The sequence below is a fragment of the Pseudomonas sp. B21-012 genome, assembly GCF_024749305.1.
In the GTDB taxonomy this organism is placed as follows: domain Bacteria; phylum Pseudomonadota; class Gammaproteobacteria; order Pseudomonadales; family Pseudomonadaceae; genus Aquipseudomonas.
The window spans coordinates 1238673-1263424 of the sequence record NZ_CP087197.1 but is presented as its reverse complement, the minus strand read 5'-3'; the positions used below and the strand labels follow the sequence as shown (position 1 = coordinate 1263424).

Here is a 24752-nt window from a genome sequence, read left to right as displayed (position 1 = left end):
ATCGTCATTTTGGAAAAATTTCCATCAATCGCGCGGCGATTCGCTCCAGAGGGCGAATTTCGACGGCGGCGTCTATCGCGGCGGCTGCCTTGGGCATGCCGTACACCGCGCTGCTCTGCTGATCCTGGGCGATGGTCAGAAAGCCCTGTTGGCGCATCAGCTTCAGGCCCTGGGCGCCATCGCGCCCCATGCCGGTGAGCAGTACGCCGACCGCGTCGCCGCGCCAGTAGCGGGCCACGCTTTCAAAAAATACGTCGATCGAGGGCCGGTAGATTTCGTTTACCGGCTCAGCGGTATAGGCCAGGTTGCCGTTCTTGAGCAGGCGAATGTGGTGGTTGGTGCCGGCCAGCAGCACCTGCCCCGGTTGCGGCGGCTCGCCTTCGCTGGCCAGGCGCACCGCCAGGCCCGAGGCGCTGCTGAGCCATTCGGCCATGCCGGCGGCGAACACCTGGTCAACGTGCTGGACCAGCACGATGGCCGCCGGAAAACTGCGCGGCAAGCCCTTGAGCAGCACTTCCAGGGCCGCCGGGCCGCCCGCCGAAGAGCCAATGGCAACCAGGCCCTGGCGCTGCGCGGCTTCTCGCACCGGCGCGGCCATGGCCCGGGTCGGGGTGCTGCGCTGCTGGCCGATCAGCCAGCCGATATTGAGGATCTTGCGCAGCAGCGGCGCTGCCGCTTCACGCGGATCGCCGGCGCCAAGGGCCGGAGTATCGACCACGTCGAGGGCGCCATGGCCCATGGCCTCAAACACCCGGTGGACGTTCTGCTGGCGGTCGACGGTGACGATCACGATGGCGCACGGCGTCTCGGCCATGATCCGCCGGGTGGCCTCGACGCCATCCATGACCGGCATGATCAAATCCATGAGGATCAGGTCCGGTAACTGCTCGGCACACAGCTTGACCGCATCGGCGCCATTGCTGGCGACCCAGATCACCTGATGGGCCGGTTCGAATGCCAACGCCCGGCGCAAGGCCTCCACGGCCATGGGCATATCGTTGACGATGGCGATTTTCATCCCTGCGCTCCCCCGATCAGCTCGACGACAGCGTCGAGCAAGGCATCATCGTGAAAACTGGCCTTTGCCAAATAGTAGTCGGCCCCGGCGTCCAGTCCACGGCGACGATCTTCTTCGCGGTCTTTGTACGACACCACCATCACCGGCAGCGATTGCAGGCGGCTGTCGCGCCGCAGCAGCGTGACCAGTTCGATACCGTCCATGCGCGGCATGTCGATGTCGGTGATCAGCAGGTCGAAGTCTTCGCTGCGCAAGGCGTTCCAGCCGTCCATGCCGTCGACCGCAACGGCCACTTCATAGCCCTTGTTGCTCAGCAGCTTGCGCTGCAGTTCGCGCACGGTCAGCGAGTCGTCGACCACCAGCACGCGCTTGCGCGCCGCCTCGCGCACGCTGCGCTGGCCGCGCTCGATACGCTCCAGGCGGCCGGTGCTGAGGAGTTTTTCCACCGAACGCAGCAGGTCTTCGACATCGATGATCAGCACCACCGCGCCGTCGTCGAGCAAAGCCCCGGCGGAAATATCCTGGACCTTGCCCAGGCGCGCATCCAGCGGCATCACCACCAGCACCCGTTCGCCGATCAGGCGCTCGACCGCCACGCCGTAGAGCATGTCGCGCTCGCGAATCACCACCACCTTGATGCTTTGCCCTTCGCCCTGGCTTGGCGGACGGTTGAGCAACTGACTGGCCGCGACCAGGCCGATATGCCGGCCCTCATGCCAGAAATGCTGGCGGCCCTCGATCTGCACGATGGCCTCGGCCGGCAGCTCCAGGGTGCGTTCGATATGTGCCAGCGGGAAGGCATAGGCTTCGGCGCCAACCTCGACCACCAGGCTGCGCACCACCGACAGGGTCAGCGGCACTTCGAGGTGAAAGCAACTGCCCTGGCCGCTGGTCTGGGTCAGCTCGATCGAGCCGCGCAACTGGCGAACCATGTGCTGCACGGCGTCCAGGCCGACACCGCGCCCGGACACCTCGGTAACCCGGTCACGCAGGCTGAAACCGGGCAAAAACAGGAAGGTCAGCAGCTCGGCCTCGCTCATCTGCGCCACGGTTTCGGCCGGTGACAACTGGCGCTCGACGATGCTCTGGCGCAAGTGTGCCAAGTCGACGCCGCCGCCATCGTCGCTGATCTCAAGCACCAGCAGGCCGGCCTGGTGCGAGGCACGCAGGCGGATCTGCCCTTCCAGGGGCTTGCCGGCCACCAGGCGCCGCTCGGGCGATTCGATACCGTGATCGACGGCATTGCGCAGCAGGTGGGTCAAGGGCGCTTCGAGCTTTTCCAGTACGTCGCGGTCGACCTGGGTTTTCTCGCCGTCGATGTCCAGGCGCACCTGCTTGCCCAGCGAACGACCAAGGTCACGGACCATGCGGCTTTGCCCGGTCAGCACATCGGCGAACGGGCGCATGCGACAGGCCAGTGCGGTGTCGTAAAGCAGCTGCGCGCGCTGGCTGGCCTGCCAGCCGAACTCATCGAGATCGGAGGCTTGCTGCAACAGAATTTGCTGGGTCTCACCGAGCAGACGCTGGGCCTGGGCCAAAGCGTCCTGGACTTCGGCGCTCTGGCCGCTGCTTTCCAGTTGCTGCTTGAGGCCATCGAGGGCGCGGATGCTTTGCCCGTGCATGCGCTTGAGGCGCTGCAGGGTGGCCAGGTAAGGCTTGAGCCGCTGGGTTTCGACCAGCGATTTGCTCGACAGGTCGAGCAGGCTGTTCAGGCGCTCGGCCGTGACCCGCAAGACCCGCTCACCGCCCTCGGTCGTGCGTTTGCCGCTGCGCACCGGCGCGGCTTCAACCTCGGGCTCGGGGTCAACGCTTGGCAGCTCGACCGCCAGTGGTTCGGGTTCGGGCTCGGGTTCCGGCAATGGCGGCGCTGCGATCGCAGGCGCTGCTGGTGCACCAGGGTCGAGCAACGCGGCCATCTGCACCAGAAAGGTCTGCACCGCGGCATCGATACTGGCATCGCCCGGCGTGGCGATGCGCATCAGCAGGTCGGTGCCCTGCAACAGCGCATCGATATGCTCCGGGCGCAGCAGCAAGCGGCCTTCCTGGGCGCCGACCAGGCAGTCTTCCATGACATGGGCGACGCTGACCCCGGCATCGACGCCGACAATCCGCGCCGCGCCCTTGAGCGAATGGGCTGCGCGCATGCACGCTTCAAGCTGGTCGGCCTGGGTCGGGTTGCGCTCCAGCGCCAGCAGCCCGGCACTGAGCACCTGGGTCTGGGCTTCGGCCTCCAGGCTGAACAGCTCGAGCAACGAGGCGTCGCGCATTTGCTCTGGGGTCATGACAGGCTCCGGTTCACGGCAGACAGCACTTGGTCTTCATCCAGCACGCGAACACTGCGTCCGCGCCATTGCAGCACCGCTGCGGTAAAACGCGTTTCGCCCTGCTCGGCCCCCAGGCGGACGGGGTCCAGAGCATGGATGCCGTCCACTTCATCGACCTGGACCACCACCGAGCCGCCGGCAGCGGCGATGATCAGCATGCGCGGCATGATCCGCGCCGAGGTTGGCGCCGAACCCTGGGTTTCAAGGCCGAGCAGGTCGCCCAGCGACAGGCAGGGCACCAGCGCTCCACGTACATTGGCCACGCCATGCAGCACCCGCGAGCGCTGGTGTGGCAGGGAATGCACCTGCTGCAGCGGCGCAACCTCGACCAGGCAGCGGGTGGCCAGCGCCAGCCACTCCTCGCCCAGGCGAAACAGCAGCAACGAGCGGCCACTGCTGGCTTGCTCAGGCGCCTCGCTCTGCTCGTGGGCTTCCTGAGACAACGAATAGCGGTCCAGCAGGCGCGTCGCTGCAGCGGCATAGACGTCGCAGTTGCGGCAGTGAATATGTTCATCAAGCAGCGGGCAGCTCTTGTCGCCGTGTACGCCGATACGGTTCCAGCAATCGTCGATGCTGGCGGCGTCACTGGCGACCAGTTGCACGTCGTTGTCACCCATCATTGCTCAGACTCCCGGTCAGCGCGCCGTGCGGCCCGTTCCTGCAGGCGCCGGGCGCCTGCGACATCACCTTGCGAAGCCAGCAGCGCGGCCAGGTGCACCAGTGCCTCCGGATGCTGGGGGTCAAGGTACAGCGCCTTGCGGTAATGGCTCAGGGCTTCGCCGCTGTCGCCGGCGGTGTCACTGAGCAAGCCCAGCCAGTAGAACACCTGGGCAGTGGGCGGATACTGCTGCAAGTAGCGGGTACACGCGGCCTGGGCCTCGGTGCTGCTGCCGGCATTGGCCAACTGGGCGATCTGCGCCAGTAATTGGCTGGCCGCATCCTGCGCGGCGGGCTTCGCCGGCGGCGGCGCAATCGGCTTGAGCTTGCGCACCGTCAGCGGCGCCGACGCCGGGCGCGGCACGCTGGCCGCCGTCACCGGCACTGTCAACGGCAAAGGGATCGCCAACGGCTTGCTCGGCGGCGTCGGCTGCATTTCAGCCTGGCGTACGTAGGCAAAGGATTGGGCAATGCCCACCGGGCGCATGCCCATGCGCGCCAGCAGGCTGCCTTCGGCCGGGCCGATGAACAGCACACCTTGCTCATGGATCAGGCTTTTGAGCACCTCGAACACCCGCTGCTGGGTGGGGACGTCGAAATAGATCAGCAGGTTGCGGCAGAACACGAAATCGTAACTGCCCTCCCGGGCCTTGAGCGCCGGATCCAGGACATTGCCGACCTGCAACTTGACCTGCTGGCGAACCCGCTCGTCTAGGCTATGGCCTTCGTCAGTCTCGCTGAAATGCCGCTCGCGAAAGTCCAGGTGCGAGCCACGGAACGAATTGCGCCCATACAGCGCCTGCTCGGCGCGGCCAATGGAATTGGGGCTGATATCCATGGCGTCGACGCGAAAGCTGTGAGGGGCAAAGCCGCCGTCGAGCAGGGCCATGGCAATCGAGTACGGCTCTTCGCCGGTCGAGCACGGCAGGCTGAGGATGCGCAGCGGGCGCATGCCACCGAGCTCGGCCAGGCGTTTGCGCGCCAGGGTCACCAGGGCGTTGAACGACTCCGGATAACGGAAGAACCAGGTTTCCGGGACGATCACCGCCTCGATCAGCGCCTGCTGCTCCTGGCTCGACTGCTGCAGGCGCAGCCAATAGTCATCCAGGTCGCGGGCTTCGAGGGTGGCGCAGCGCTGACGCAAGGCGCGCTCGACCATCGCTGCGCCGACCGAGGCGACATCCAGACCGATCCGATCCTGCAAAAAGCGAAAGAAGCGCTGTTCGCCACTCATACCAGGCCCTCGTCGCTCGCCGCCAGCTCAGGCGGGAACAACAGCTGGCGCACCTCGGCGCTGAGCAGGTCCTGTACACCGATGCACTGCAGCAAACCGTGGGCATCCTCGCGCACCGGCCCCAGGTAAGGCGCCTGCTGGTTGTCCAGGCCATAGGGCTGGAACTGGGCGGGGTCGCAACGCAGGGTATCGGTGGCCTGTTCGAGGATCAGCCCCAGCCGCAAGTGCGGGCGCAACGGGTCGGCACGGTAGTGCACCAGGACCAGGCGCGTGCTGGTGCGCACCGGCGCCGGCAAACCGAAGCTCAAGGCGCCGACGTCGATCACCGGTACCAGCGCGCCTCGATGCGCCAGCACCCCGGCCACCCAGGCCGGGGTCTGGGCAATGGGCTTGAGCGGCAGGCGCGGCAGCACTTCGGCGACCTCATGGGCGTCCAGGGCAAAGCGCTGGTCGCCGATGCGAAACACCAGGTACAGGGTGCCGTGGGAGGCCGCATCCTGGTTGCGGCGAGGCTGAAGGTCGTTCATCGGCAGGTCAGACTTTGAACCGCGACACGCCGCCACGCAGGCCGGTGGCCACCTGGCTCAGTTCGTCAATGGCAAAGCTGGCCTGGCGCAACGATTCGACCGTCTGGCTGCTGGCATCGCCCAACTGCGCCAGGGCGTGGTTGATCTGTTCGGCGCCGGTGGCCTGGGCCTGCATGCCTTCATTGACCATCAACACCCGCGGCGCCAGGGCCTGGACCTGGTGAATGATCTGGGTCAGTTGCTCGCCGACCTGCTGCACCTCGAACATGCCGCGGCGCACTTCTTCGGAGAACTTGTCCATGCCCATGACCCCGGCCGACACCGCCGACTGGATCTCGCGAACCATCTGCTCGATGTCGTAGGTGGCCACGGCAGTCTGGTCGGCCAGGCGCCGCACTTCAGTGGCGACCACGGCGAAACCGCGGCCGTATTCACCGGCTTTTTCCGCCTCGATGGCGGCGTTGAGCGACAGCAGGTTGGTCTGGTCGGCGACCTTGACGATGGTCACCACCACCTGGTTGATGTTGCCGGCCTTCTCGTTGAGGATCGCCAGCTTGTTGTTGACCAGATCGGCCGCGCCCATCACCTGGTGCATGGTCTCTTCCATGCGCGCCAGGCCCTGCTGGCCGGAGCCGGCCAGGATCGAGGCCTGGTCGGCGGCCGAGGTCACTTCGGTCATGGTCCGCACCAGGTCGCGGGAAGTCGCGGCGATTTCCCGCGAAGTCGCGCCGATTTCGGTGGTGGTGGCGGCGGTCTCGGTGGCGGTGGCCTGTTGCTGCTTGGAGGTGGCGGCAATCTCGGTCACCGAAGTGGTGACCTGCACCGAGGAGCGCTGGGCCTGGGACACCAGGTTGGTCAGTTCGCCCATCATTTCGTTGAAGCCGGTTTCCACCGCGCCGAACTCATCCTTGCGATCCAGGTTCAGGCGCACGCTGAGGTCGCCGCCGCTGAGCTTGTCCAGGGCATGGACGATACGCTGCATCGGTGCGGTGATGGCGCGCATCAGCACCAGGCCGCAGATGGTTGCGGCGACAATCGCCAGCAACAGCGAGACGATCATGCTGAACTTGGCCGTGGCCACGGCGCTGACGATGGAGTCGGTGGCGGATTCGGCCGAATGACGGTTGCGCTCGATCACCCCGTTCAGGTGCTTGCGGCCATCGACCCAGGCCGGGGTCAGCACCTCGGCGAGCAGGCGCTGGGCTTCGGGGTAATCCTTCTTGCGGTAGGCCTCCAGGACGCTATCCACCGCTTTCAGGTAGCCCGCTTCGAGCTGGCCGAACTGGTCGAAGCTGGCCTGGTCGTCCTTCTCGCGAATGGTCGCCTGGTAGCTGGCCATGTGCTGTTTGAGGCGCTCTTCAAAGCCCTTGTACAGCTCCATGTCGGCCGAGGTGAGCTCGCGGTGGTCGCTCAGGCCCACCAGCTGCTGGGTCAGTACATAGCTGTCGACCCAGGCGCTGCGGATCATGGAGCTGTAGTAGACCCCCGGGATGCTGTCGGTTCGCACCGCTTCCTCGCCGGACTCTATGGCCACCAGTCGCGAATAGGCAGCGACCACCATTAGCGACATGATGGCGATAATCACGGCGAAGCTCGCCAGGATCCGTTGGCGCAAGGTCCAGTTTTTCACAGTCAGCCCTCAAGTGTTCTACGCGAGCAGGAAAAATGGGCAGAGTATAGCCCAGCGGCTGCGCGCTTTTGCGGCTGACTTAACGGCGGGATCGGGCCAAACGGGCTAGATACTGGCCATTAGCCCGGTTTCATTGACTGGCAGCAAGTTTTACCTGGTTTTCCAGCTCGCTCTTGAGCGCCGGGTCAAGCTTGAGCTGGCGCGCCAGTTCGTCCAGGTAGGCGCGCTCCATGAAATGCTCCTCGTCCACCAGCATGACACTGGCGATGTACATTTCGGCGGCCATTTCCGGGGTGCTGGCGGCGCGGGCGACGTCGGCCGGGTCCAGCGGTTTGTTCAGCTCGGCGTGCAGCCAGTGTTGCAGTTCCTGGTCGCTGGACAGCTTGACGAATTCGCCCTCGATCAGCGCCCGCTCGCGGTCATCGACATGGCCATCGGACTTGGCCGCTGCCACCAGCGCCTTGAGGATCGCCTGGCTGTGCTGCTCGACCTGGGCCGGCGGCAGGCGGTCGAGGGTTTGCGGCTCACCCTGCACCGCAGTGCCCTGCTTGGCCTGCCAGTTGCCGTAGGCCTTGTAGGCGATCACCCCGAGGGCCGCCAGGCCGCCGTAGGTCAGGGCCTTGCCGCCGTACTTGCGAGCCTTTTTGTTGCCCAGCAGCAAGCCCATCGCCCCTGCCGCCAGGGCACCGCCGCCGGCACCGGAGAGCAGGCTGCCCAGGCCACCACCGCCCTTGCCGCCGAGCAGGTCGCCAAGGCCGCCGGATTTGCCGGCAGGGCTTTTGCCGCCCTGGTTCTGCAGCAGGTCCTGGCCGGATTTGAGCAGTTGATCAAGCAAGCCGCGGGTGTTCATGGGGCATCTCCATGGGGAGGAAAGAAGCCCAAAGAGTACTGCCGCAGGCTGAAGCGAAGCTGAATGCATTTGCTTCCAGATGTTGCCTACGCTTAAACCAGCTATACCTGCACTTTCACCGCCCCGAGATAATTCCAACAAGAGGGAACACCATGTTCGTGCACAAGACCGCCACGCTCTGCGCCCTGAGCACCGCCCTGCTGGCCAGCTCCAGCCTGCAGGCCGCCGAACCCCTGAAAGCCGTGGGCGCCGGCGAAGGCCAGCTGGATATCGTCGCCTGGCCGGGTTACATCGAACGCGGTGAAAGCGACAAGGCCTACGACTGGGTAACCGGCTTCGAGAAGGACACCGGCTGCAAGGTCAGCGTCAAGACCGCCGCCACCTCCGACGAGATGGTCAGCCTGATGACCAAGGGCGGTTACGACCTGGTCACCGCCTCCGGTGACGCCTCGCTGCGCCTGATCGCCGGCAAGCGCGTGCAGCCGATCAACACCGCGCTGATCCCCAACTGGAAGAACCTCGACCCGCGGCTCAAGGACGGCGCCTGGTACGTGGTCAACCAACAGGTGTACGGCACGCCCTACCAATGGGGTCCGAACGTGCTGCTGTACAACACTGAGGTGTTCAAGCAGGCGCCGACCAGCTGGAGCGTGGTTTTCGAGCCGCAGGAGCTGCCCGACGGCAAGCCCAACAAGGGCCGGGTGCAGGCCTACGACGGGCCGATCTACATCGCCGATGCGGCGCTGTACCTGAAGTCGGCCAAACCTGAACTGGGCATCCACAACCCCTATGAACTGAACGAAACCCAGTACCAAGCGGTGCTCGATCTGCTGCGCCAGCAACATCCGCTGATCCACCGTTACTGGCACGATGCCACGGTGCAGATGAGTGACGTCAAGAACGAGGGCGTGGTCGCCTCCAGTTCCTGGGGCTACATGGTCAACGGCCTGCAAGCCGACAAACAGCCGGTGGCCTCGACCATTCCCAAGGAAGGCGCCACCGGCTGGGCCGACACCACCATGCTGCACAGCGAGGCCAAGCACCCCAACTGCGCCTACAAGTGGATGGACTGGTCGCTGCAGCCCAAGGTCCAGGGCGACGTAGCGGCCTGGTTCGGCTCGCTGCCCGCGGTGCCGGCGGCCTGCAGCGGCAGCGAACTGCTCGGCGCCGAGGGCTGCAAGACCAATGGTTTCGACCAGTTCGACAAGATCGCCTTCTGGAAGACCCCGCAGGCCGAGGGGGGCAAGTTCGTGCCCTATAGCCGCTGGACCCAGGACTATATTGCGATCATGGGCGGCCGTTAGGGCCCTGTCGCGGGGCAAGCCCGCTCCCACCTGAAGACGCGGGCTTGCTCCCTCTTGCTGGAGCTTCGCACCATGACCCTTGCAGTGCAGTTCACCAATGTCTCGCGCACCTTTGGCGAGGTCAGGGCGGTTGACCAGGTGTCGATCGACATCCACGACGGTGAGTTCTTCTCGATGCTCGGCCCCTCGGGGTCGGGCAAGACCACCTGCCTGCGTCTGATTGCAGGCTTCGAGCAACCCAGTGCCGGGTCGATCCGCATCCACGGTGAAGAGGCGGCGGGGTTGCCGCCCTACCAGCGCGACGTCAACACGGTGTTCCAGGACTACGCGCTGTTCCCGCACATGAACGTGCGCGACAACGTCGCCTATGGCCTCAAGGTCAAGGGCGTGGCCAAGGCCGAACGCCATGCCCGCGCCGAAGAGGCCCTGGCCATGGTTGCCCTGGGCGGCTATGGCCAGCGCAAGCCGGTGCAACTGTCTGGCGGCCAGCGCCAGCGCGTGGCCCTGGCGCGGGCGCTGGTCAATCGCCCGCGGGTGCTGCTGCTCGATGAACCGCTGGGAGCGCTGGACCTGAAACTGCGCGAGCAAATGCAGGGCGAGCTGAAAAAGCTGCAGCGCCAATTGGGCATCACCTTCATCTTTGTCACCCATGACCAGACCGAGGCGCTGTCGATGTCGGACCGCGTCGCGGTGTTCAACCGCGGCCGCATCGAGCAGGTCGACACTCCACGCAACCTGTACATGAAGCCGGCGACCACTTTCGTCGCCGAGTTCGTCGGCACCTCGAATGTGCTGCGCGGCGCATTGGCGCAGCAGCTCAATGGCAGCCAGCTGCCGTTCTCGATCCGCCCGGAACACATCCGCCTTGGCGACCAGCCGGCGGCCAGCAACGAAATCCAGGTCAGCGGCCTGCTCCACGATATCCAGTACCAGGGCAGCGCCACCCGCTACGAGCTGCAGCTGGACAACGGCCAGTTGCTGAGCATCAGCCAGGCCAACAACCAGTGGCAGGAACACGCCGCGCCCTGGCAGCCCGGCCAGCGCCTGCAGGCACGCTGGGCCCGCGAGGCGATGACGGCGTTGCAGGAAACCGTGCCCGGCGAGGGCCACTGAAATGACCCAGGCTCTGGCAAACAGCGCGCCGGGCGTCATGCGGCGCTTCTCGACCCTGCTCTACCGGCGCCCCAACCTGTACCTGGCGCTGCTGCTGGTGCCGCCACTGCTGTGGTTTGGCGCAATCTACCTGGGGTCGCTGCTGAGCCTGCTGTGGCAGGGTTTCTACACCTTCGACGACTTCACCATGGCGGTCACCCCTGACCTGACCCTGGGCAACTTCGCTGCGCTGTTCAACCCATCGAACTTCGACATCATCCTGCGCACCCTGGGCATGGCCATCGCCGTGTCGCTGGCTAGCGCCGTGCTGGCCTTCCCCATCGCCTACTACATGGCCCGCTACACCAGCGGCAAGACCAAAGCGTTCTTTTATATCGCGGTGATGATGCCGATGTGGGCCAGCTACATCGTCAAGGCCTACGCCTGGACCCTGCTGCTGGCCAAGGGCGGCGTGGCCCAGTGGTTCGTCCAGCAACTCAACCTGGGGCCGGTGCTGCAGTTCATCCTCGGTATTCCCGGGGTCGGCGGCAGCACCCTGTCGACCTCGCACCTGGGGCGCTTCCTGGTGTTCGTGTACATCTGGCTGCCGTTCATGATCCTGCCGATCCAGGCTTCGCTGGAACGCCTGCCGCCGTCATTGCTGCAAGCCTCGGCGGACCTTGGCGCCCGGCCGCGACAGACCTTCATGCAGGTGATCCTGCCGCTGTCGGTACCTGGCATAGCCGCAGGCTCGATCTTCACCTTCTCGCTGACCCTGGGCGACTTTATCGTCCCGCAACTGGTCGGCCCGCCCGGCTACTTCATTGGCAGCATGGTCTATGCCCAGCAGGGCGCCATCGGCAACATGCCCATGGCCGCCGCCTTTACCCTGGTGCCGATCGTGCTGATTGCCGTGTACCTGACCATAGTCAAACGCCTGGGGGCCTTCGATGCACTCTGAACGCGCCTCGATCGGCCTGCGCCTGGCGGCCTGGGGCGGGCTGGTGTTCCTGCACTTCCCGATCCTGATCATCTTCCTCTATGCCTTCAACACCGAGGACGCCGCCTTCAGCTTTCCGCCCCAGGGCTTGACCCTGAAGTGGTTCAGCGTGGCGTTTGCGCGCCCGGACGTGCTGGAGTCGATCAAGCTGTCGCTGCAGGTCGCCTGCCTGGCGACGCTGATCGCCCTGGTGCTCGGCACCCTGGCCTCGGCGGCGCTGTACCGGCGCAGCTTTTTCGGCAAGGAGAGCATCTCGCTGATGCTGATTTTGCCCATCGCCCTGCCCGGGATCATCACCGGCATCGCCCTGCTCTCGGCATTCAAGACCCTGGGGATCGAGCCGGGCATTTTCACCATCGTCGTCGGCCACGCCACCTTTTGCGTGGTGATCGTCTACAACAACGTCATCGCCCGCCTGCGGCGCACCTCGCAGAGCCTGATCGAGGCGTCGATGGACCTGGGCGCCGACGGCTGGCAGACCTTTCGCTACATCGTTTTGCCCAACCTCGGCTCGGCACTGCTGGCCGGCGGCATGCTGGCCTTTGCCTTGTCGTTCGATGAAATCATCGTCACCACCTTCACCGCAGGCCACGAGCGCACCCTGCCAATCTGGCTGCTCAACCAGTTGAGCCGGCCGCGCGATGTGCCGGTCACCAACGTAGTGGCCATGCTGGTGATGCTGGTGACCATGCTGCCGATCCTCGGCGCCTATTACCTGACCCGCGGCGGCGAAAGCGTTGCCGGCAGCGGCAAATAACTCCTGGAGGACTGGACCATGCAAACCCGACTGTTGATCAACGGCCAACTGGTGGACGGCGAAGGCGCAGGCTACGCGGTGCTCAACCCGGCGCTGGGCAGCGTGCTGGTGGAAGTCAACGAGGCCAGCGAGGCCCAGGTCGATGCTGCCGTGCGCGCCGCCGACCGTGCCTTCGACAGCTGGTCGCAGACCACGCCCAAAGAGCGTTCGCTGTTGCTGCTCAAACTTGCCGACGCCATCGAGGCCCACGGCGAAGAGCTGGCCCGCCTGGAGTCGGACAACTGCGGCAAGCCCTACGCCGCCGCGCTCAATGACGAGATCCCGGCGATCGCCGATGTGTTCCGCTTTTTTGCCGGTGCCAGCCGCTGTCTGGGCGGCTCGGCTGCCGGTGAATACCTGCCGGGGCATACCTCGATGACCCGTCGCGACCCGCTGGGCGTGGTCGCCTCGATCGCGCCGTGGAACTACCCGCTGATGATGGTTGCCTGGAAGATCGCCCCGGCGCTGGCCGCCGGCAACACCGTGGTGCTCAAGCCGTCGGAGCAAACGCCGCTGACAGCGCTGCGCCTGGCAGAACTTGCCAGCGAGCTGTTGCCGGCCGGCGTGCTGAACATTCTTTTCGGCCGCGGGCCGAGCGTCGGCACGCCGCTGGTGACCCACCCGAAAGTGCGCATGGTGTCGCTGACCGGCTCGATCCCAACCGGCGCCAACATCATCGCCAGCACCGCCGACAGCGTGAAGCGCATGCACATGGAACTGGGCGGCAAGGCCCCGGTGATCATTTTTGATGATGCCGATATCGACGCCGCGGTCGACGGCATCCGCACCTTCGGCTTCTACAATGCCGGCCAGGACTGCACCGCCGCCTGCCGCATCTATGCCCAGAGCGGGATCTACGAGCAATTCGTCGAAAAGCTCGGCAAGGCCGTGGCCAGCATCAAGCATGGCCTGCAGAACGACCCGGACACCGAGCTCGGCCCGCTGATCACCGCCCAGCACCGCGACCGGGTGGCGGCCATGGTCGAACGGGCGGTTGCCCAGCCGCATATTCGCCTGGTCACCGGTGGCAAGGCGGTGGCCGGTGACGGTTTCTTTTTCGAACCTACGGTGCTGGCCGATGCCCAGCAGGATGACGAGATCGTCCGCCGCGAGGTGTTCGGGCCGGTGGTCTCGGTGACCCGTTTCGACGATGAAGCGCAGGCCCTGGCCTGGGCCAACGATTCCGACTACGGCCTGGCGTCGTCGCTGTGGACCGCCGACGTCGGCCGTGCCCACCGCGTTTCGGCGCGCCTGCAGTACGGCTGTACCTGGGTCAACACGCACTTTATGCTGGTCAGCGAAATGCCCCATGGCGGTCAGAAACTGTCTGGCTATGGCAAGGATATGTCCATGTACGGGCTGGAGGACTACACCTGCGTCCGACATGTGATGTTCAAACATTAAGGTAAGGACACCCATGGAAATCACCCGACGCGACTTCATCAACGGAGTCGCCATCGGCGTCGCAGCGGGCCTGACCCCGCTGCAACTGCTTCAGGCGGCCCCCAGCGGGCGCTATTACCCACCGGCCTTGACCGGTTTGCGTGGCAGCCATGTCGGCGCCTTCGAAGTTGCGCACCAGATGGGCTGGGAGAAAAAGGCCTTCGCCACCGACGCCCTGCCGATCAGCGAGGAATACGACCTGGTGGTGGTCGGCGGCGGCATCAGCGGCCTGGCGGCGGCGTTCTTCTATCGCGAGAAACATCCCGCCGCGAAGATCCTGATCCTCGAGAACCATGACGATTTCGGCGGCCACGCCAAGCGCAACGAGTTCAGCGCCGGTGGGCGGATGATCCTTGGCTATGGCGGCAGTGAAGCCTTGCAGTCGCCCAACCATCTGTACAGCAAGGAGGTCAACGGCCTGCTGCAAAAGCTTGGCGTCGATATCAAGCGTTTCGAGACCGCCTTTGACCGCAGCTTCTACCCCGACCTGGGCCTGTCGCGCGCGGTGTTCTTCGACCAGGAAACCTTCGGCGAAGACAAGCTGGTCACTGGCGACCCGACGCCGATGGTCGCCGACGACATCGCCCCGAGCCAGCTCAACGCCCGCCCGATTGCTGATTTCATCAATGACTTCCCCTTGCCCGCAAGCGACCGCAAGGCGCTGATCGACCTGCACCAGGCGCCGCGCGACTACCTGGCCGGCAAGTCGCTGGAGGACAAGACGGCCTATCTGGAGCGCACCAGCTACCGCGACTTCCTGCTCAAGGACGTCGGCCTGTCGGCCAGGGCGGTCAAGTACTTCCAGGGCCGCACCAACGACTTCATGGCCGTGGGCATCGATGCCGTCGCCGCTGCCGACGCCTACTCTGTCGGCTTCCCGGGCTTTGCCGCGATGAACCTGGCGCCGCTCAGCGAGGAAGCCAAGGCGGAGATGGAAGAGCCCTACATCTACCACTTCCCCGACGGCAACGCCTCGCTGGCACGCCTGCTGGTGCGCAGCCTGGTGCCATCGGTGGCGCCGGGCCAGAGCATGGAAGACATCGTCCTCGCCAATTTCGACTACAGCCAGCTCGACCGCGCCGGGCAACCGCTGCGCCTGCGCCTGAACAGCACGGCGGTGAGCGTGCGCAACGTCGCGGGTGGAGTCGATGTCGGCTACAGCCGCGCCGGGCAACTGGCCAAGGTGCGCGCCAAGCACTGCGTCCTGGCCTGCTACAACATGATGATCCCCTACCTGCTGCGCGACCTGTCGGCCGAACAGGCCCACGCCCTGAGCCAGAACGTCAAGTTCCCGCTGGTGTACACCAAGGTCATCGTGCGCAACTGGCAAGCGTTCCAGAAGCTTGGCGTGCACGAAATCTACGCCGCCACCCAGCCCTACAGCCGGATCAAGCTCGACTACCCGGTGAGCCTCGGCGGCTACGAGCATCCACGCGACCCGGCGCAGCCCATCGGCCTGCACATGGTGTTAGTCCCGACCAGCCCCGACAGCGGCATGAACAGCCGCGACCAGGCCCGTGCCGGACGCGGGCGCCTGTACGGCACCTCATTCGAGGTACTGGAAAGCCAGCTGCGCGAGCAGTTGCAACGCATGCTGGGTCCTGGTGGCTTTGACCACAACAAGGACATCCTGGCGATCACGGTCAACCGCTGGCCCCATGGTTATGCCTGCTCCACCAATACCCTCTACGACGACCCGGCGCAGATCGAGCAGTGGATGGAGCTGGCGCGCCAGCCCGTGGGCAAGGTCAGCATCGCCAACTCGGACGCGGCCTGGAGCGCCTATGCCCATGCGGCGATTGATGAGGCGTGGAGTGCGGTGGGGGAACTGGGCTAAATCCAGGAAACCTCCTTCATCCATAAAGGCTTCGCCCTACGGACATCCCATTGCTGCATCGCAGACGGTATCATAATCTGATACCATGAATAATCATCAGCGCAGTACGCTGAAGTCAATCTTCAGCAAACCGATACCCGGCAATCTGGAATGGGCTCGCATCGAATCTTTGTTGGTCGGTGCGGGAGCCCGGGTAATCGAAGGCAGAGGTTCACGCGTGCGCTTTGAACTCAATGGTGTGATCGCGACGTTCCATCGCCCTCATCCGGATAAAGATGCCAAGCCTTATCAGATCCGCGATGCGCGGTACTTTCTGGAACAGGCAGGAGTGACCCCATGAATGTCATGAACTACAAGGGCTACGCCGCCCGTATTGAATACAGCGATGAAGACCAATTGCTGATCGGCCATGTCGCCGGCATACGCGATGTGATCGGCTTTCACGCGCAATCGGTCCCGCAGTTGCGCAGCGCCTTCGAAGAAGCCGTGGATGACTACCTTGATACCTGCGCGCGCCTGGGACGTGAGCCACAGAAAGCTTACTCGGGGAAATTGAGCTTGCGCCTTGAGCCGACGCTGCATGCCAGCGTCGCGCAAAAAGCTGAGTTGGCAGACAAGAGCATCAACCAGTGGGTCAGCGATGTGTTGAGCCAGGCCGCACATGCCTAAGGCCCGCTCCCACAGAGGGTTTATGTACGCCGAACCTGTGGGAGCTGGCTTGCCTGCGATCGAGCGCGAAGCGCTCGCCATTCAGTCAATCGCGTAAATCAGACTCATGTATCGGCTGCTCGCGACTGGTAGCCCGTTGATACTGCGCCGGCCACACCGCCTTGTTGCCGCCCAGGTCGTCGTCGGCATGCAGCGGCCAGTACGGGTCGCGCAGCAATTCGCGGGCGAGGAAGATGATATCGGCCTGCGCGGTACGCAAGATGGTTTCAGCCTGCATCGGGTCGGTGATCATGCCCACCGTCCCGGTGGCGATCCCCGCCTCTTCCCGCACTTTGGCCGCGAACTGAGTCTGATAGCCCGGCCCGGTCGGGATCTCGGCTTTTACCGAGGTGCCGCCAGAGGACACGTCGATCAGGTCCACGCCCAGTTTGCGCAGGCGCTTGGCCAGCTCCACGGTCTCATCCGGGTTCCAGCCATCCTCGACCCAATCGGTGGCCGATAGCCGCACGAACACCGGCAACTCGGCCGGCCACACCTCGCGCACCGCTTCGGTCACTTGCAGGGTCAGGCGAATGCGATTTTCAAAGCAGCTGCCGTACTGGTCGCGGCGCTGGTTGCTCAATGGCGACAGGAACTGGTGCAACAGGTAGCCATGGGCGGCATGCACTTCGACCACCTTGAAACCGGCCTCAAGGGCGCGCCGGGCAGCGGCGACAAAGGCCTGGATGATCTCGCCGATCTGCGCTTCGTTCAGTTCGCTGGGTGCGGTGTGCTCCGGGTCGAAGGCAATTTTCGAGGGCCCCACTGGCACCCAGCCGCCATCGTCGACCTTGACGCTGCCATGCTTGCCCAGCCACGGCCGATGGGTGCTGGCCTTGCGCCCGGCATGGGCCAGCTGGATGCCGGGCACCGCGCCCTGGGCGGTGATGAAACGGGTGATGCGTTGCAGCCCCGGGATCTGCGCGTCGTCCCACAAGCCCAGGTCTTGCGCGGTAATGCGCCCGTCGGCGGTCACGGCAGTAGCTTCGGTGAAAATCAGCCCGGCACCGCCCACCGCGCGGCTGCCCAGGTGCACCAGGTGCCAGTCATTGGCCAGGCCGTCGACACTGGAATACTGGCACATGGGTGAGACGGCAATGCGGTTGGGCAGGATCAGCTGGCGCAGGGTATACGGCTCAAGCAGCAGGCTCATGGGGCACCTCTCAAATCAAGTGGTAAGGCTCCAGGTAGTTGACCGGCCGACTACAGAATCTTCCCCGCAGGTTCTTCGACCCATCATTCGAAGCCTAGACCACTTTGCCCCGTGAGATCAGCGCGGCTCGATATGCGCGATCATCAGTTGCACGCTTTCCTGGCCGCGGAACTCGTTGACGTCGAGCTTGTAGGCCAGCTCGACCCAGCGCACGGTGGGGTTGGGCCAGACTTCACGGTCGACGCCAAAGGCGATGCCATCGAGCTTGAGCGAACCGCATTCGCTCTTGAGCACCACCTTCAGGTGCCGCTCACCGACGACCCGTTGCTCGACCAGTTGGAACACCCCGTGGAACAGCGGCTCGGGGAAGTGCTGGCCCCACGGCCCGGCGTTGCGCAAAGCCCGGGCCAGCTCCAGGTGGAACTCCTCGACCGCCAGGGTGCCGTCCGACAACAAACGGCCGGTGAGGTCTTCTTCACGCAGCTGGCGACGGGTTTCTTCGTCGAAGGCCTGGGCAAAGTCCGGAAAGTTATCAGCCGGCAGCGACAGGCCGGCGGCCATGGCGTGGCCGCCGAACTTGCTGATCAACTGCGGATGGCGCGCCGCCACGGCATCCAGCGCATCGCGAATATGAAAGCCCGGCACCGAGCGCGCCGAGCCCTTGAGCATGCCGTCGCCGGCATCGGCAAAGGCGATGGTCGGGCGGTGGTAACGCTCTTTCAGGCGCGAGGCAAGGATGCCGATCACGCCCTGGTGCCAGTCCGGCTCGAACAGGCACAGGCCGAACGGCATCGATTCCAGCGGCAGGTCCTTGAGCTGGGCCAGGGCTTCGCGCTGCATGCCCTGCTCGATGGATTTGCGGTCCTGGTTCAGTTCGTCGAGCTGGCCGGCCATTTCCCGAGCCTGGTTGGCATCGTCACTGAGCAGGCACTCGATGCCCAGGCTCATGTCGTCCAGGCGCCCGGCCGCATTGAGCCGTGGGCCGAGAATAAAGCCAAGGTCGGTGGAGGTGATACGCGCATGATCGCGGCGGGCCACTTCAAGAATGGCCTTGAGCCCCGGCCGCGCCCGTCCGGCACGGATGCGTTCCAGGCCCTGGTGCACCAGGATGCGGTTGTTGGCATCCAGCGGCACCACGTCAGCGACGCTGCCCAGGGCCACCAGATCAAGCAGCTCGCCAATGTTCGGTTGCGGCGCGTTGTCGTAGTGACCGAGGCTGCGCAACCGCGCGCGCAAGGCCATCAGCACATAGAAAATCACCCCGACCCCGGCCAGCGCCTTGCTGGGGAACTCGCAGCCCGGCTGGTTGGGGTTGACGATGGCGTCGGCCGCCGGCAGCTCATGGCCAGGCAGGTGGTGATCGGTCACCAGGACCTTCAATCCCGCAGCTTTGGCGGCGGCCACGCCTTCGACGCTGGAAATGCCGTTGTCGACGGTGATCAGCAATTGCGGCTGGCGCTGCAAGGCCACTTCGACAATCTCCGGAGTCAGGCCATAGCCGTACTCGAAGCGGTTGGGCACCAGGTAATCAACATGGGCAGCACCCAGCAGACGCAGGCCGAGCAGGCCAACGGTGCTGGCGGTGGCGCCGTCGGCATCGAAGTCGCCGACGATGAGGATGCGCTGGCGTTCTGCCAGTGCCGTCACCAGCAGGTCGACTGCCGCCTCGATGCCCTTGAGCTGCTGGTAAGGCAGCAGGCGCGCCAGGCTCTTATCCAGCTCGGCTGCCGATTGCACGCCACGGGCGGCATACAGGCGGGTCAGCAAGGGTGGCAGGTCGCCGAGAAAGGGCAACGTGGACGGCAACGGGCGGGGATCGATACGCATGGGGCGTTGGGGCTTCTCGTCAATCAGGGATGTTCGGCTTGAAAGGACGCGCGATCAGCGCTCGCCCATCAGCCATTGCAGCTGGACTTCGTGCTGGCCGCGATCGTCGGTGACGAACACCGTGCCTTCGCTGATCATCACGTCCCACTTGATCGCCCGCGGCATGTCCTTGGCCAGGGTTTCCAGTACTTCCTGGGGCACGGCGGCGATGTTGAGGTTTTTCAGGTTCTTGACCGCCGGCAGCACCTTGGTTTCCCACACGCGCAGGCTGCCATAGGCCAGCAGGCTGGTGCGCTCGGTGCGACGCGAGCACCAGGTCAGACGATCGGCATCGGGCTGGCCGACTTCGATCCAGTGCAGGATGCGGTCGTCCAGGCTTTTTTCCCACACCGCCGCTTCGTCCACGTCCGACAGACCTCGGCCAAAAGACAGTTGCTCGTTGTACCACAGGGCGTAGGCCAGCAGACGCACGGCCATGCGCTCTTCGGTTTCCGACGGGTGACGGGCGATGGTCTGCTTGACGCTTTCGTACACACCGCGGTCAAGGTCGGTGAGGTTCAGTTCAAACTTGTAGGTGGTGGATGGCTGGGCCATGGACGGGCTTCTTGCGGCAAGGAAAGTCGCCCAGTCTAACCGATCCGCATGTTCCTTGCGCCGCAGCAGTATCTGGGCGCGCCCAGCTATGATAAAAACGGGGGCCCTGACCCGCTGCCACGGACGCCTCATGCCTACGCCCAGCAAACCTCTCGCCGGCCTCAAAGTCATCGAACTCGGCACCCTGATTGCCGGCCCGTTCGCTTCGCGCATCTGCGCCGAATTCGGCGCCGAGGTAATCAAGGTCGAGTCGCCCGATGGCGGCGACCCGCTGCGCAAGTGGCGCAAGCTGTACGAAGGCACGTCGCTGTGGTGGTTCGTCCAGGCCCGCAACAAGCAGTCGCTCACGCTCAACCTCAAGCATGCCGAAGGGCTGGATATTCTCAAGAAGCTGCTGGCCGAGGCCGACATCCTGATCGAGAACTTCCGTCCCGGGGTGCTGGAAAAACTCGGCCTGGGCTGGGACGTGCTGCACGCTCTCAACCCGAAGCTGGTGATGGTGCGCCTGTCCGGCTTCGGCCAGACCGGGCCGATGAAAGACCAGCCGGGGTTCGGCGCCGTCGGCGAATCCATGGGCGGGCTGCGCTACATCACCGGTTTCGAGGACCGCCCGCCGGTGCGTACCGGCATCTCCATCGGTGACTCGATTGCGGCCTTGTGGGGCGTGATCGGGGCGTTGATGGCCCTGCGTCATCGCGAAGTCAACGGCGGCCAGGGCCAGGTGGTAGACGTGGCCCTGTACGAAGCGATCTTCGCCATGATGGAAAGCATGGTGCCGGAGTTCGACGTGTTCGGCTTTATCCGCGAGCGTACCGGCAACATCATGCCCGGCATCACCCCCTCCTCCATCCACACCAGCGCCGATGGCAAGCACGTGCAGATCGGCGCCAATGGCGATGCGATCTTCAAGCGATTCATGCAGGCCATCGGCCGCGATGACCTGGCCGACGATCCGGCGCTCGCCAGCAATGACGGCCGCGACCTGCGCCGCGATGAGTTGTACGGGGTGATCGACCGCTGGGCGCGGACCTTGCCACTGGATGCGCTGATGCAGGTGCTCAATGAGGCCCAGGTACCGGCCAGCCGCATCTACAGTGCCGAAGATATGTTCAGCGACCCGCAATTTCTCGCCCGCGAGATGTTCCTCCAGGCCAAGCTGCCCGATGGCACGCCGTTCAAGATGCCGGGGATCGTCCCCAAGCTCTCGGACACCCCCGGCTCCAGCGAATGGGTCGGGCCGGAGCTTGGAGCCCACACCGAGCAGGTACTGGCCGGGCTGGGTTATGACACAGCAGCGATTGCCCGGCTACGCACGCAAGGCGCAGTCTGAACACGGCACTACTCAAGTTGCGTGGCAACGGTGGAGACCTGGACATGACCCATCACTGGCAAGCGAGCATGCGTCGTGGATTGCCGCTGTTGCTAGGTCTGTTGCTTTGCCTGGGCCTGCCCGCTCCGGCCTCGGCCAAGGAGCGTTTGTTCTGGTTGTTGCGCGACTTGCCGCCGCTGACCATTTTCGAAGGCACCGGCAAGGGCCAGGGGGTGATCGACCGCTTGCTGCCGCTGCTGATCGAACAGATGCCCGAATACGATCACAGCATCGTCCGGGTCAACCGCGCCCGCGGCATCCAGATGCTCCAGGCGCCCACCTTCACCTGCGACCCGACCCTGCTGTGGACCCCGGAGCGAGCGCGCTATGTGCATTTCTCGATCCCCAGCCTGGGCGTGCTCAGCAGCGGCCTGGTGGTCCGGCGCAAGGACCAGCACCTGCTTGACCCCTACCTGCACAACCAGCAGGTCGACCTGCAGACGCTGCTCGGCAGTACCGCGCTCAAGCTGGGTGTGGTCGCCCAGCGCAGCTACAGCCCGGCGGTTGATGAACTGCTCAAGACCCTGCCCGACACTACCCTCAGCCGCCACTACGGCAATGACGCAGTGACCAGCCTGCTGCAAATGCAGCAGCATGACCGCCTGCAACTGGTGCTCGGCTACTGGCCGGAAGTGCGCTACCTGCTGCAACAGCAAGGCTGGCCCAGCGACGACTATGCCTTCTACCCGATCCAGGGAGTCGAGCAGTACCAGTTGCTGCGGGTCGGCTGCTCCGACACGCCGCTGGGGCGCGAAGCCATCAGCCATATCAACAAACTGCTACTGCCGCTGCGCAACGACACCTTGCCCGACCTGTACGCCCAGTGGCTGGCGCCGCAAATGCGCGAACAGTACCTGCACGACAGCCTGCACCTGTTTGGCGAGCACCCCTGAGGCCCGATCGCAGGCAAAAAGAAACCCCGAACGGTGGGGAGGCCGCCCGGGGCTAAACAAAAGCCCATAGGGCTTCGCACGACAGCTTCACGACATCGGAGCAAAATCCCGATCAGCTGTCCTTGTCAGGTCTGATTGCCTTGCCCGGCAAAGGTTCCGTCACACCCCGGCGCTGATCGAGCGGCCTTGCTGCAGATGGCGCTGCGCCGCGATGACGCAAGGCTGCAGGCGGCCCTCTACAATCAGCAGGTCACGCTGCAAGCCATCGACAAGGTCGACCAGCAGGCGCTGGTCCTGCAACTGGCTGGGCTTGACCGTACGCCGCAGCACACTGCGGTTGGCTTCGTCGGTCAGGCGCAGGTCGAAATCACAGCCGGTGCTCAGGCGCACCAGCCTGACCCGGTACGGTGCCAATGCTTGACCAAGCAACAATCTGATACATTCCATCTCATTCATTGTTCACCTACCTGTCGAGAAGGGGTCTTTCACTGACCCTGAGGCAGCCGGAAAAGTTCTCTCAGTGCGATTTCCTTTACCCAGCATGCCCGGCAAAAATGACAGATTGAAATCCAGCACGCTGAGCGGAGCCTGCCTGTGACAGCCCCTGCCCCCAGTGAACTGCGCATCATCCTGGCCGATGACCACCCGATCTTTCGTATCGGCCTGCGCGCCGTGCTCGAGCAGCTTCCGGGCATTCGCGTAGTGGGCGAAGCCGGCGGCCCGCTGGAGCTCACGACCCTGCTGCAAAGCCTGGAATGCGACGTGCTGGTGACCGACTTCATGATGCCGCTGGAGCAGCAGAACGATGGCTTGAAGCTGCTCGAACAACTGCGCCGGCACCATCCGCAGTTGCCGCTGCTGGTGGTGACCATGCTCAACAATGCCGGGCTGTTCCGGGCCATGCTGGCCCTGGGCGTCAATGGCCTGCTGAGCAAGGCCAGCCTGGCCGACGAATTGCCCCAGGCCATCGCCCGCCTGCGCAGCGGCAAGATTTACCTGGCCGATTCGGTGCAGCAGTTGCTGTTGCAGGACGGTGCCGTGCGTGAAGACCTGGCTCGCGACCAGACGGCGTTGTCGCCGCGCGAGCTGGAAGTCGCCCGCCTGCTCGCCGGCGGCCACACGGTCGGCCAGATCGCCACCCTGCTCAACCGCAGCAAGCAGACAGTGAGCAGCCAGAAGGTCAGTGCCATGCGCAAGCTGGGCCTGGCCAATGACGCCGCGCTGTACCTCTATTTGCAGGAGCACGGCCTGGGCTGAAGGCTGTTCACGCCCTGCGCCGCAGCCTGGCCTCGGCCGGCTCACGCTCGAGCATCCACCGGCGCAGGTCCTGCCCCGCCATCGGCCGGGCAATGAAATAGCCCTGCATGATCGGGCTGCCCAGGGCCTTGATCGCCATCAGGTCATCCACCGTCTCGACGCCCTCGACCACCACGTTCAGGTCCATGCGCCGGGCCATGATCAGCGCCCCCGCCACCACGGCGGCCTTGCGGCCATCATCGGCCATGCCCCGGACAAACTCGCTGGGCAGTTTCAACTCGCTGAATGGCAGTTCGAGCAGGCGCTGCAGATTGGACACGCCCATGCCGAAATCATCGATCGACAGTTGGCAGCCCTGGATGCGCAGGTGCAACAGCCCTTCGAGCTGGTTGCTGTCGAGCTGGCAGCTGTGGGTTTCGATGACCTCCAGGGTCAGGGCGCTGGCCGGCACGTCATGGCGCTTGAGGGCCGCGACGACCTGCGCGGCGAAATCATCGCGGGTGAGCATCAGCGGGGCGATGTTGACCGCCACGGGTAATGGCTGGCCACTGGCGAGCCTGGCCTGGGCACTGAATGCCAGGGCCTGGTCGAGTACGTGCCAGCTGAGTGCCTCCAGCAACCCGGCGCCTTCAATCAAGGGGAAGAACTGCGCCGGGCTAAGCAAGCCAAGGCTTGGGTGTTGCCAACGTACTAACGCCTCCACCCCGACCAGGGCACCGTCGAAACCCACCTTGGGCTGGTAATGGGCCTGCCACTGCGCCTGGCTCTGCGCCAACTCGGCGGGCGACATGGCCAACAGCTCGGCATGGGCCGGTGCGGCGAGCGCCTGGGGCGAATCGCCGGGCTCGTCGAGGTAGCGGCGCAGCAACTTGTGCAGCGACACGCTGCAAGCCGGCTTCTGCAGACTGCCGAGCACCCGCAAGCCCAACTGTCGCGCCAGGTCGGCAACGCTATCGAGCACACCACGTTCGGCGCTGCTGAGGATAATCAAGGCCGCCGCCAGGCCGCTGTCAGCCAGGTGACGGATCAGCTCCAGGCCGTCCTGGCCGTCCATGTGCAGGTCGCAGATGGCGATATCGACCCGCCCGCGCCGGGACAGCGTCTGCCGTGCGCCGTCGACCGACTCCGCCGTCAGCACATCGAAGACGCCATTGGCATTGAGCATCTGATGCAAGGCCATCAGTTGGAAAGGATGATCCTCGAGAATCAGAACCTTAAGTGAGCGCATGAAAATTTCCC

The 24752-nt window shown here is 64.8% G+C and carries 23 protein-coding genes; 11 read left to right on the top strand and 12 right to left on the bottom strand.

Features of this window, described 5'->3' with window-relative positions; translation table 11 throughout:
• Positions 1-4 precede the first annotated feature (4 nt).
• From LOY37_RS05710 to LOY37_RS05680, 7 genes are all read right to left on the bottom strand, one after another.
• Positions 5-1018: a chemotaxis response regulator protein-glutamate methylesterase gene (locus LOY37_RS05710; RefSeq protein ID WP_045193672.1), complete on the bottom strand. Its 1014-nt coding sequence runs from the start codon at positions 1016-1018 to the stop codon at positions 5-7.
• Positions 1015-3300 carry a hybrid sensor histidine kinase/response regulator gene (locus LOY37_RS05705; RefSeq protein ID WP_045193674.1) on the bottom strand — a complete coding sequence of 762 codons (2286 nt, stop codon included), beginning with the start codon at positions 3298-3300 and terminating at the stop codon, positions 1015-1017. The genes LOY37_RS05710 and LOY37_RS05705 overlap by 4 nt, the downstream gene beginning before the upstream one ends.
• Positions 3297-3962 carry a chemotaxis protein CheW gene (locus tag LOY37_RS05700; protein WP_045193675.1) on the bottom strand — a complete coding sequence of 222 codons (666 nt, stop codon included), beginning with the start codon at positions 3960-3962 and terminating at the stop codon, positions 3297-3299. The genes LOY37_RS05705 and LOY37_RS05700 overlap by 4 nt, the downstream gene beginning before the upstream one ends.
• Positions 3959-5233 carry a CheR family methyltransferase gene (locus LOY37_RS05695; RefSeq protein ID WP_258716452.1) on the bottom strand — a complete coding sequence of 425 codons (1275 nt, stop codon included), beginning with the start codon at positions 5231-5233 and terminating at the stop codon, positions 3959-3961. The genes LOY37_RS05700 and LOY37_RS05695 overlap by 4 nt, the downstream gene beginning before the upstream one ends.
• Entirely contained in the window at positions 5230-5760 is a 531-nt protein-coding gene (locus tag LOY37_RS05690) for a chemotaxis protein CheW (protein ID WP_258716451.1), read from the bottom strand. The genes LOY37_RS05695 and LOY37_RS05690 overlap by 4 nt, the downstream gene beginning before the upstream one ends.
• A 7-nt stretch (positions 5761-5767) precedes the next feature.
• Positions 5768-7390, bottom strand: coding sequence for a methyl-accepting chemotaxis protein (locus LOY37_RS05685; RefSeq protein WP_045193679.1), 1623 nt, complete (start codon positions 7388-7390; stop codon positions 5768-5770).
• A 130-nt stretch (positions 7391-7520) separates the two neighbouring features.
• Positions 7521-8240 (bottom strand): tellurite resistance TerB family protein, encoded by a 720-nt coding sequence (locus LOY37_RS05680; RefSeq protein WP_123565735.1) that lies wholly within the window; start codon positions 8238-8240, stop codon positions 7521-7523.
• A 152-nt stretch (positions 8241-8392) separates the two neighbouring features.
• Between LOY37_RS05680 and ydcS the strand changes: the two genes are divergently transcribed.
• The 8 genes from ydcS (at position 8393) to LOY37_RS05640 (ending at position 16381) form a co-directional block, all read left to right on the top strand.
• The gene (ydcS, locus tag LOY37_RS05675; RefSeq protein WP_258716450.1) at positions 8393-9544 is read left to right on the top strand and encodes a putative ABC transporter substrate-binding protein YdcS; all 1152 of its coding nucleotides are present in this window, start codon (positions 8393-8395) and stop codon (positions 9542-9544) included.
• A gap of 72 nt (positions 9545-9616) precedes the next feature.
• The gene (locus LOY37_RS05670; RefSeq protein ID WP_258609736.1) at positions 9617-10657 is read left to right on the top strand and encodes an ABC transporter ATP-binding protein; all 1041 of its coding nucleotides are present in this window, start codon (positions 9617-9619) and stop codon (positions 10655-10657) included.
• Position 10658: 1 nt separating this feature from the next.
• The gene (locus LOY37_RS05665) at positions 10659-11597 is read left to right on the top strand and encodes an ABC transporter permease (RefSeq protein ID WP_093386770.1); all 939 of its coding nucleotides are present in this window, start codon (positions 10659-10661) and stop codon (positions 11595-11597) included.
• Positions 11587-12393, top strand: coding sequence for an ABC transporter permease (locus LOY37_RS05660; RefSeq protein WP_045193687.1), 807 nt, complete (start codon positions 11587-11589; stop codon positions 12391-12393). The genes LOY37_RS05665 and LOY37_RS05660 overlap by 11 nt, the downstream gene beginning before the upstream one ends.
• An 18-nt stretch (positions 12394-12411) precedes the next feature.
• Positions 12412-13836 (top strand): gamma-aminobutyraldehyde dehydrogenase, encoded by a 1425-nt coding sequence (locus LOY37_RS05655; RefSeq protein ID WP_258716449.1) that lies wholly within the window; start codon positions 12412-12414, stop codon positions 13834-13836.
• A 13-nt stretch (positions 13837-13849) separates the two neighbouring features.
• A complete protein-coding gene (locus LOY37_RS05650) occupies positions 13850-15712 on the top strand; it encodes an FAD/NAD(P)-binding protein (protein ID WP_258716448.1) in 1863 nt (620 codons plus the stop codon).
• A gap of 85 nt (positions 15713-15797) precedes the next feature.
• Positions 15798-16052, top strand: coding sequence for a type II toxin-antitoxin system HicA family toxin (locus tag LOY37_RS05645; protein WP_093386785.1), 255 nt, complete (start codon positions 15798-15800; stop codon positions 16050-16052).
• Positions 16049-16381, top strand: coding sequence for a type II toxin-antitoxin system HicB family antitoxin (locus LOY37_RS05640; protein ID WP_093386790.1), 333 nt, complete (start codon positions 16049-16051; stop codon positions 16379-16381). The genes LOY37_RS05645 and LOY37_RS05640 overlap by 4 nt, the downstream gene beginning before the upstream one ends.
• An 85-nt stretch (positions 16382-16466) precedes the next feature.
• Here LOY37_RS05640 and LOY37_RS05635 read toward each other — a convergent pair whose 3' ends face one another.
• From LOY37_RS05635 to LOY37_RS05625, 3 genes are all read right to left on the bottom strand, one after another.
• The gene (locus LOY37_RS05635; RefSeq protein WP_195885800.1) at positions 16467-17573 is read right to left on the bottom strand and encodes an NADH:flavin oxidoreductase/NADH oxidase; all 1107 of its coding nucleotides are present in this window, start codon (positions 17571-17573) and stop codon (positions 16467-16469) included.
• Positions 17574-17690: 117 nt separating this feature from the next.
• Positions 17691-19400: a single-stranded-DNA-specific exonuclease RecJ gene (gene recJ, locus LOY37_RS05630; protein ID WP_258716447.1), complete on the bottom strand. Its 1710-nt coding sequence runs from the start codon at positions 19398-19400 to the stop codon at positions 17691-17693.
• Positions 19401-19454: 54 nt separating this feature from the next.
• Positions 19455-19994, bottom strand: coding sequence for a YaeQ family protein (locus LOY37_RS05625; protein WP_045193694.1), 540 nt, complete (start codon positions 19992-19994; stop codon positions 19455-19457).
• A gap of 130 nt (positions 19995-20124) precedes the next feature.
• Between LOY37_RS05625 and LOY37_RS05620 the strand changes: the two genes are divergently transcribed.
• The gene (locus LOY37_RS05620) at positions 20125-21324 is read left to right on the top strand and encodes a CaiB/BaiF CoA-transferase family protein (RefSeq protein ID WP_258716446.1); all 1200 of its coding nucleotides are present in this window, start codon (positions 20125-20127) and stop codon (positions 21322-21324) included.
• 44 nt (positions 21325-21368) lie between these two features.
• Positions 21369-22256, top strand: a complete 888-nt coding sequence (locus tag LOY37_RS05615; protein WP_093386805.1) for a TIGR02285 family protein — start codon at positions 21369-21371, stop codon at positions 22254-22256.
• A gap of 159 nt (positions 22257-22415) precedes the next feature.
• Here the strand turns inward: LOY37_RS05615 and LOY37_RS05610 are convergent, their stop codons facing one another.
• Positions 22416-22712, bottom strand: coding sequence for a DUF3509 domain-containing protein (locus LOY37_RS05610; RefSeq protein ID WP_408980558.1), 297 nt, complete (start codon positions 22710-22712; stop codon positions 22416-22418).
• A 138-nt stretch (positions 22713-22850) separates the two neighbouring features.
• On the opposite strand from LOY37_RS05610, the gene LOY37_RS05605 reads away from it, so the two are divergent.
• Positions 22851-23513: a response regulator transcription factor gene (locus LOY37_RS05605; RefSeq protein WP_045193697.1), complete on the top strand. Its 663-nt coding sequence runs from the start codon at positions 22851-22853 to the stop codon at positions 23511-23513.
• Between the two features lie 7 nt (positions 23514-23520).
• On the opposite strand, the gene LOY37_RS05600 is transcribed toward LOY37_RS05605, so the two are convergent.
• Complete coding sequence (locus LOY37_RS05600; protein ID WP_258716445.1) at positions 23521-24741, bottom strand: EAL domain-containing protein; 1221 nt, start codon at positions 24739-24741, stop codon at positions 23521-23523.
• Positions 24742-24752 lie beyond the last annotated feature (11 nt).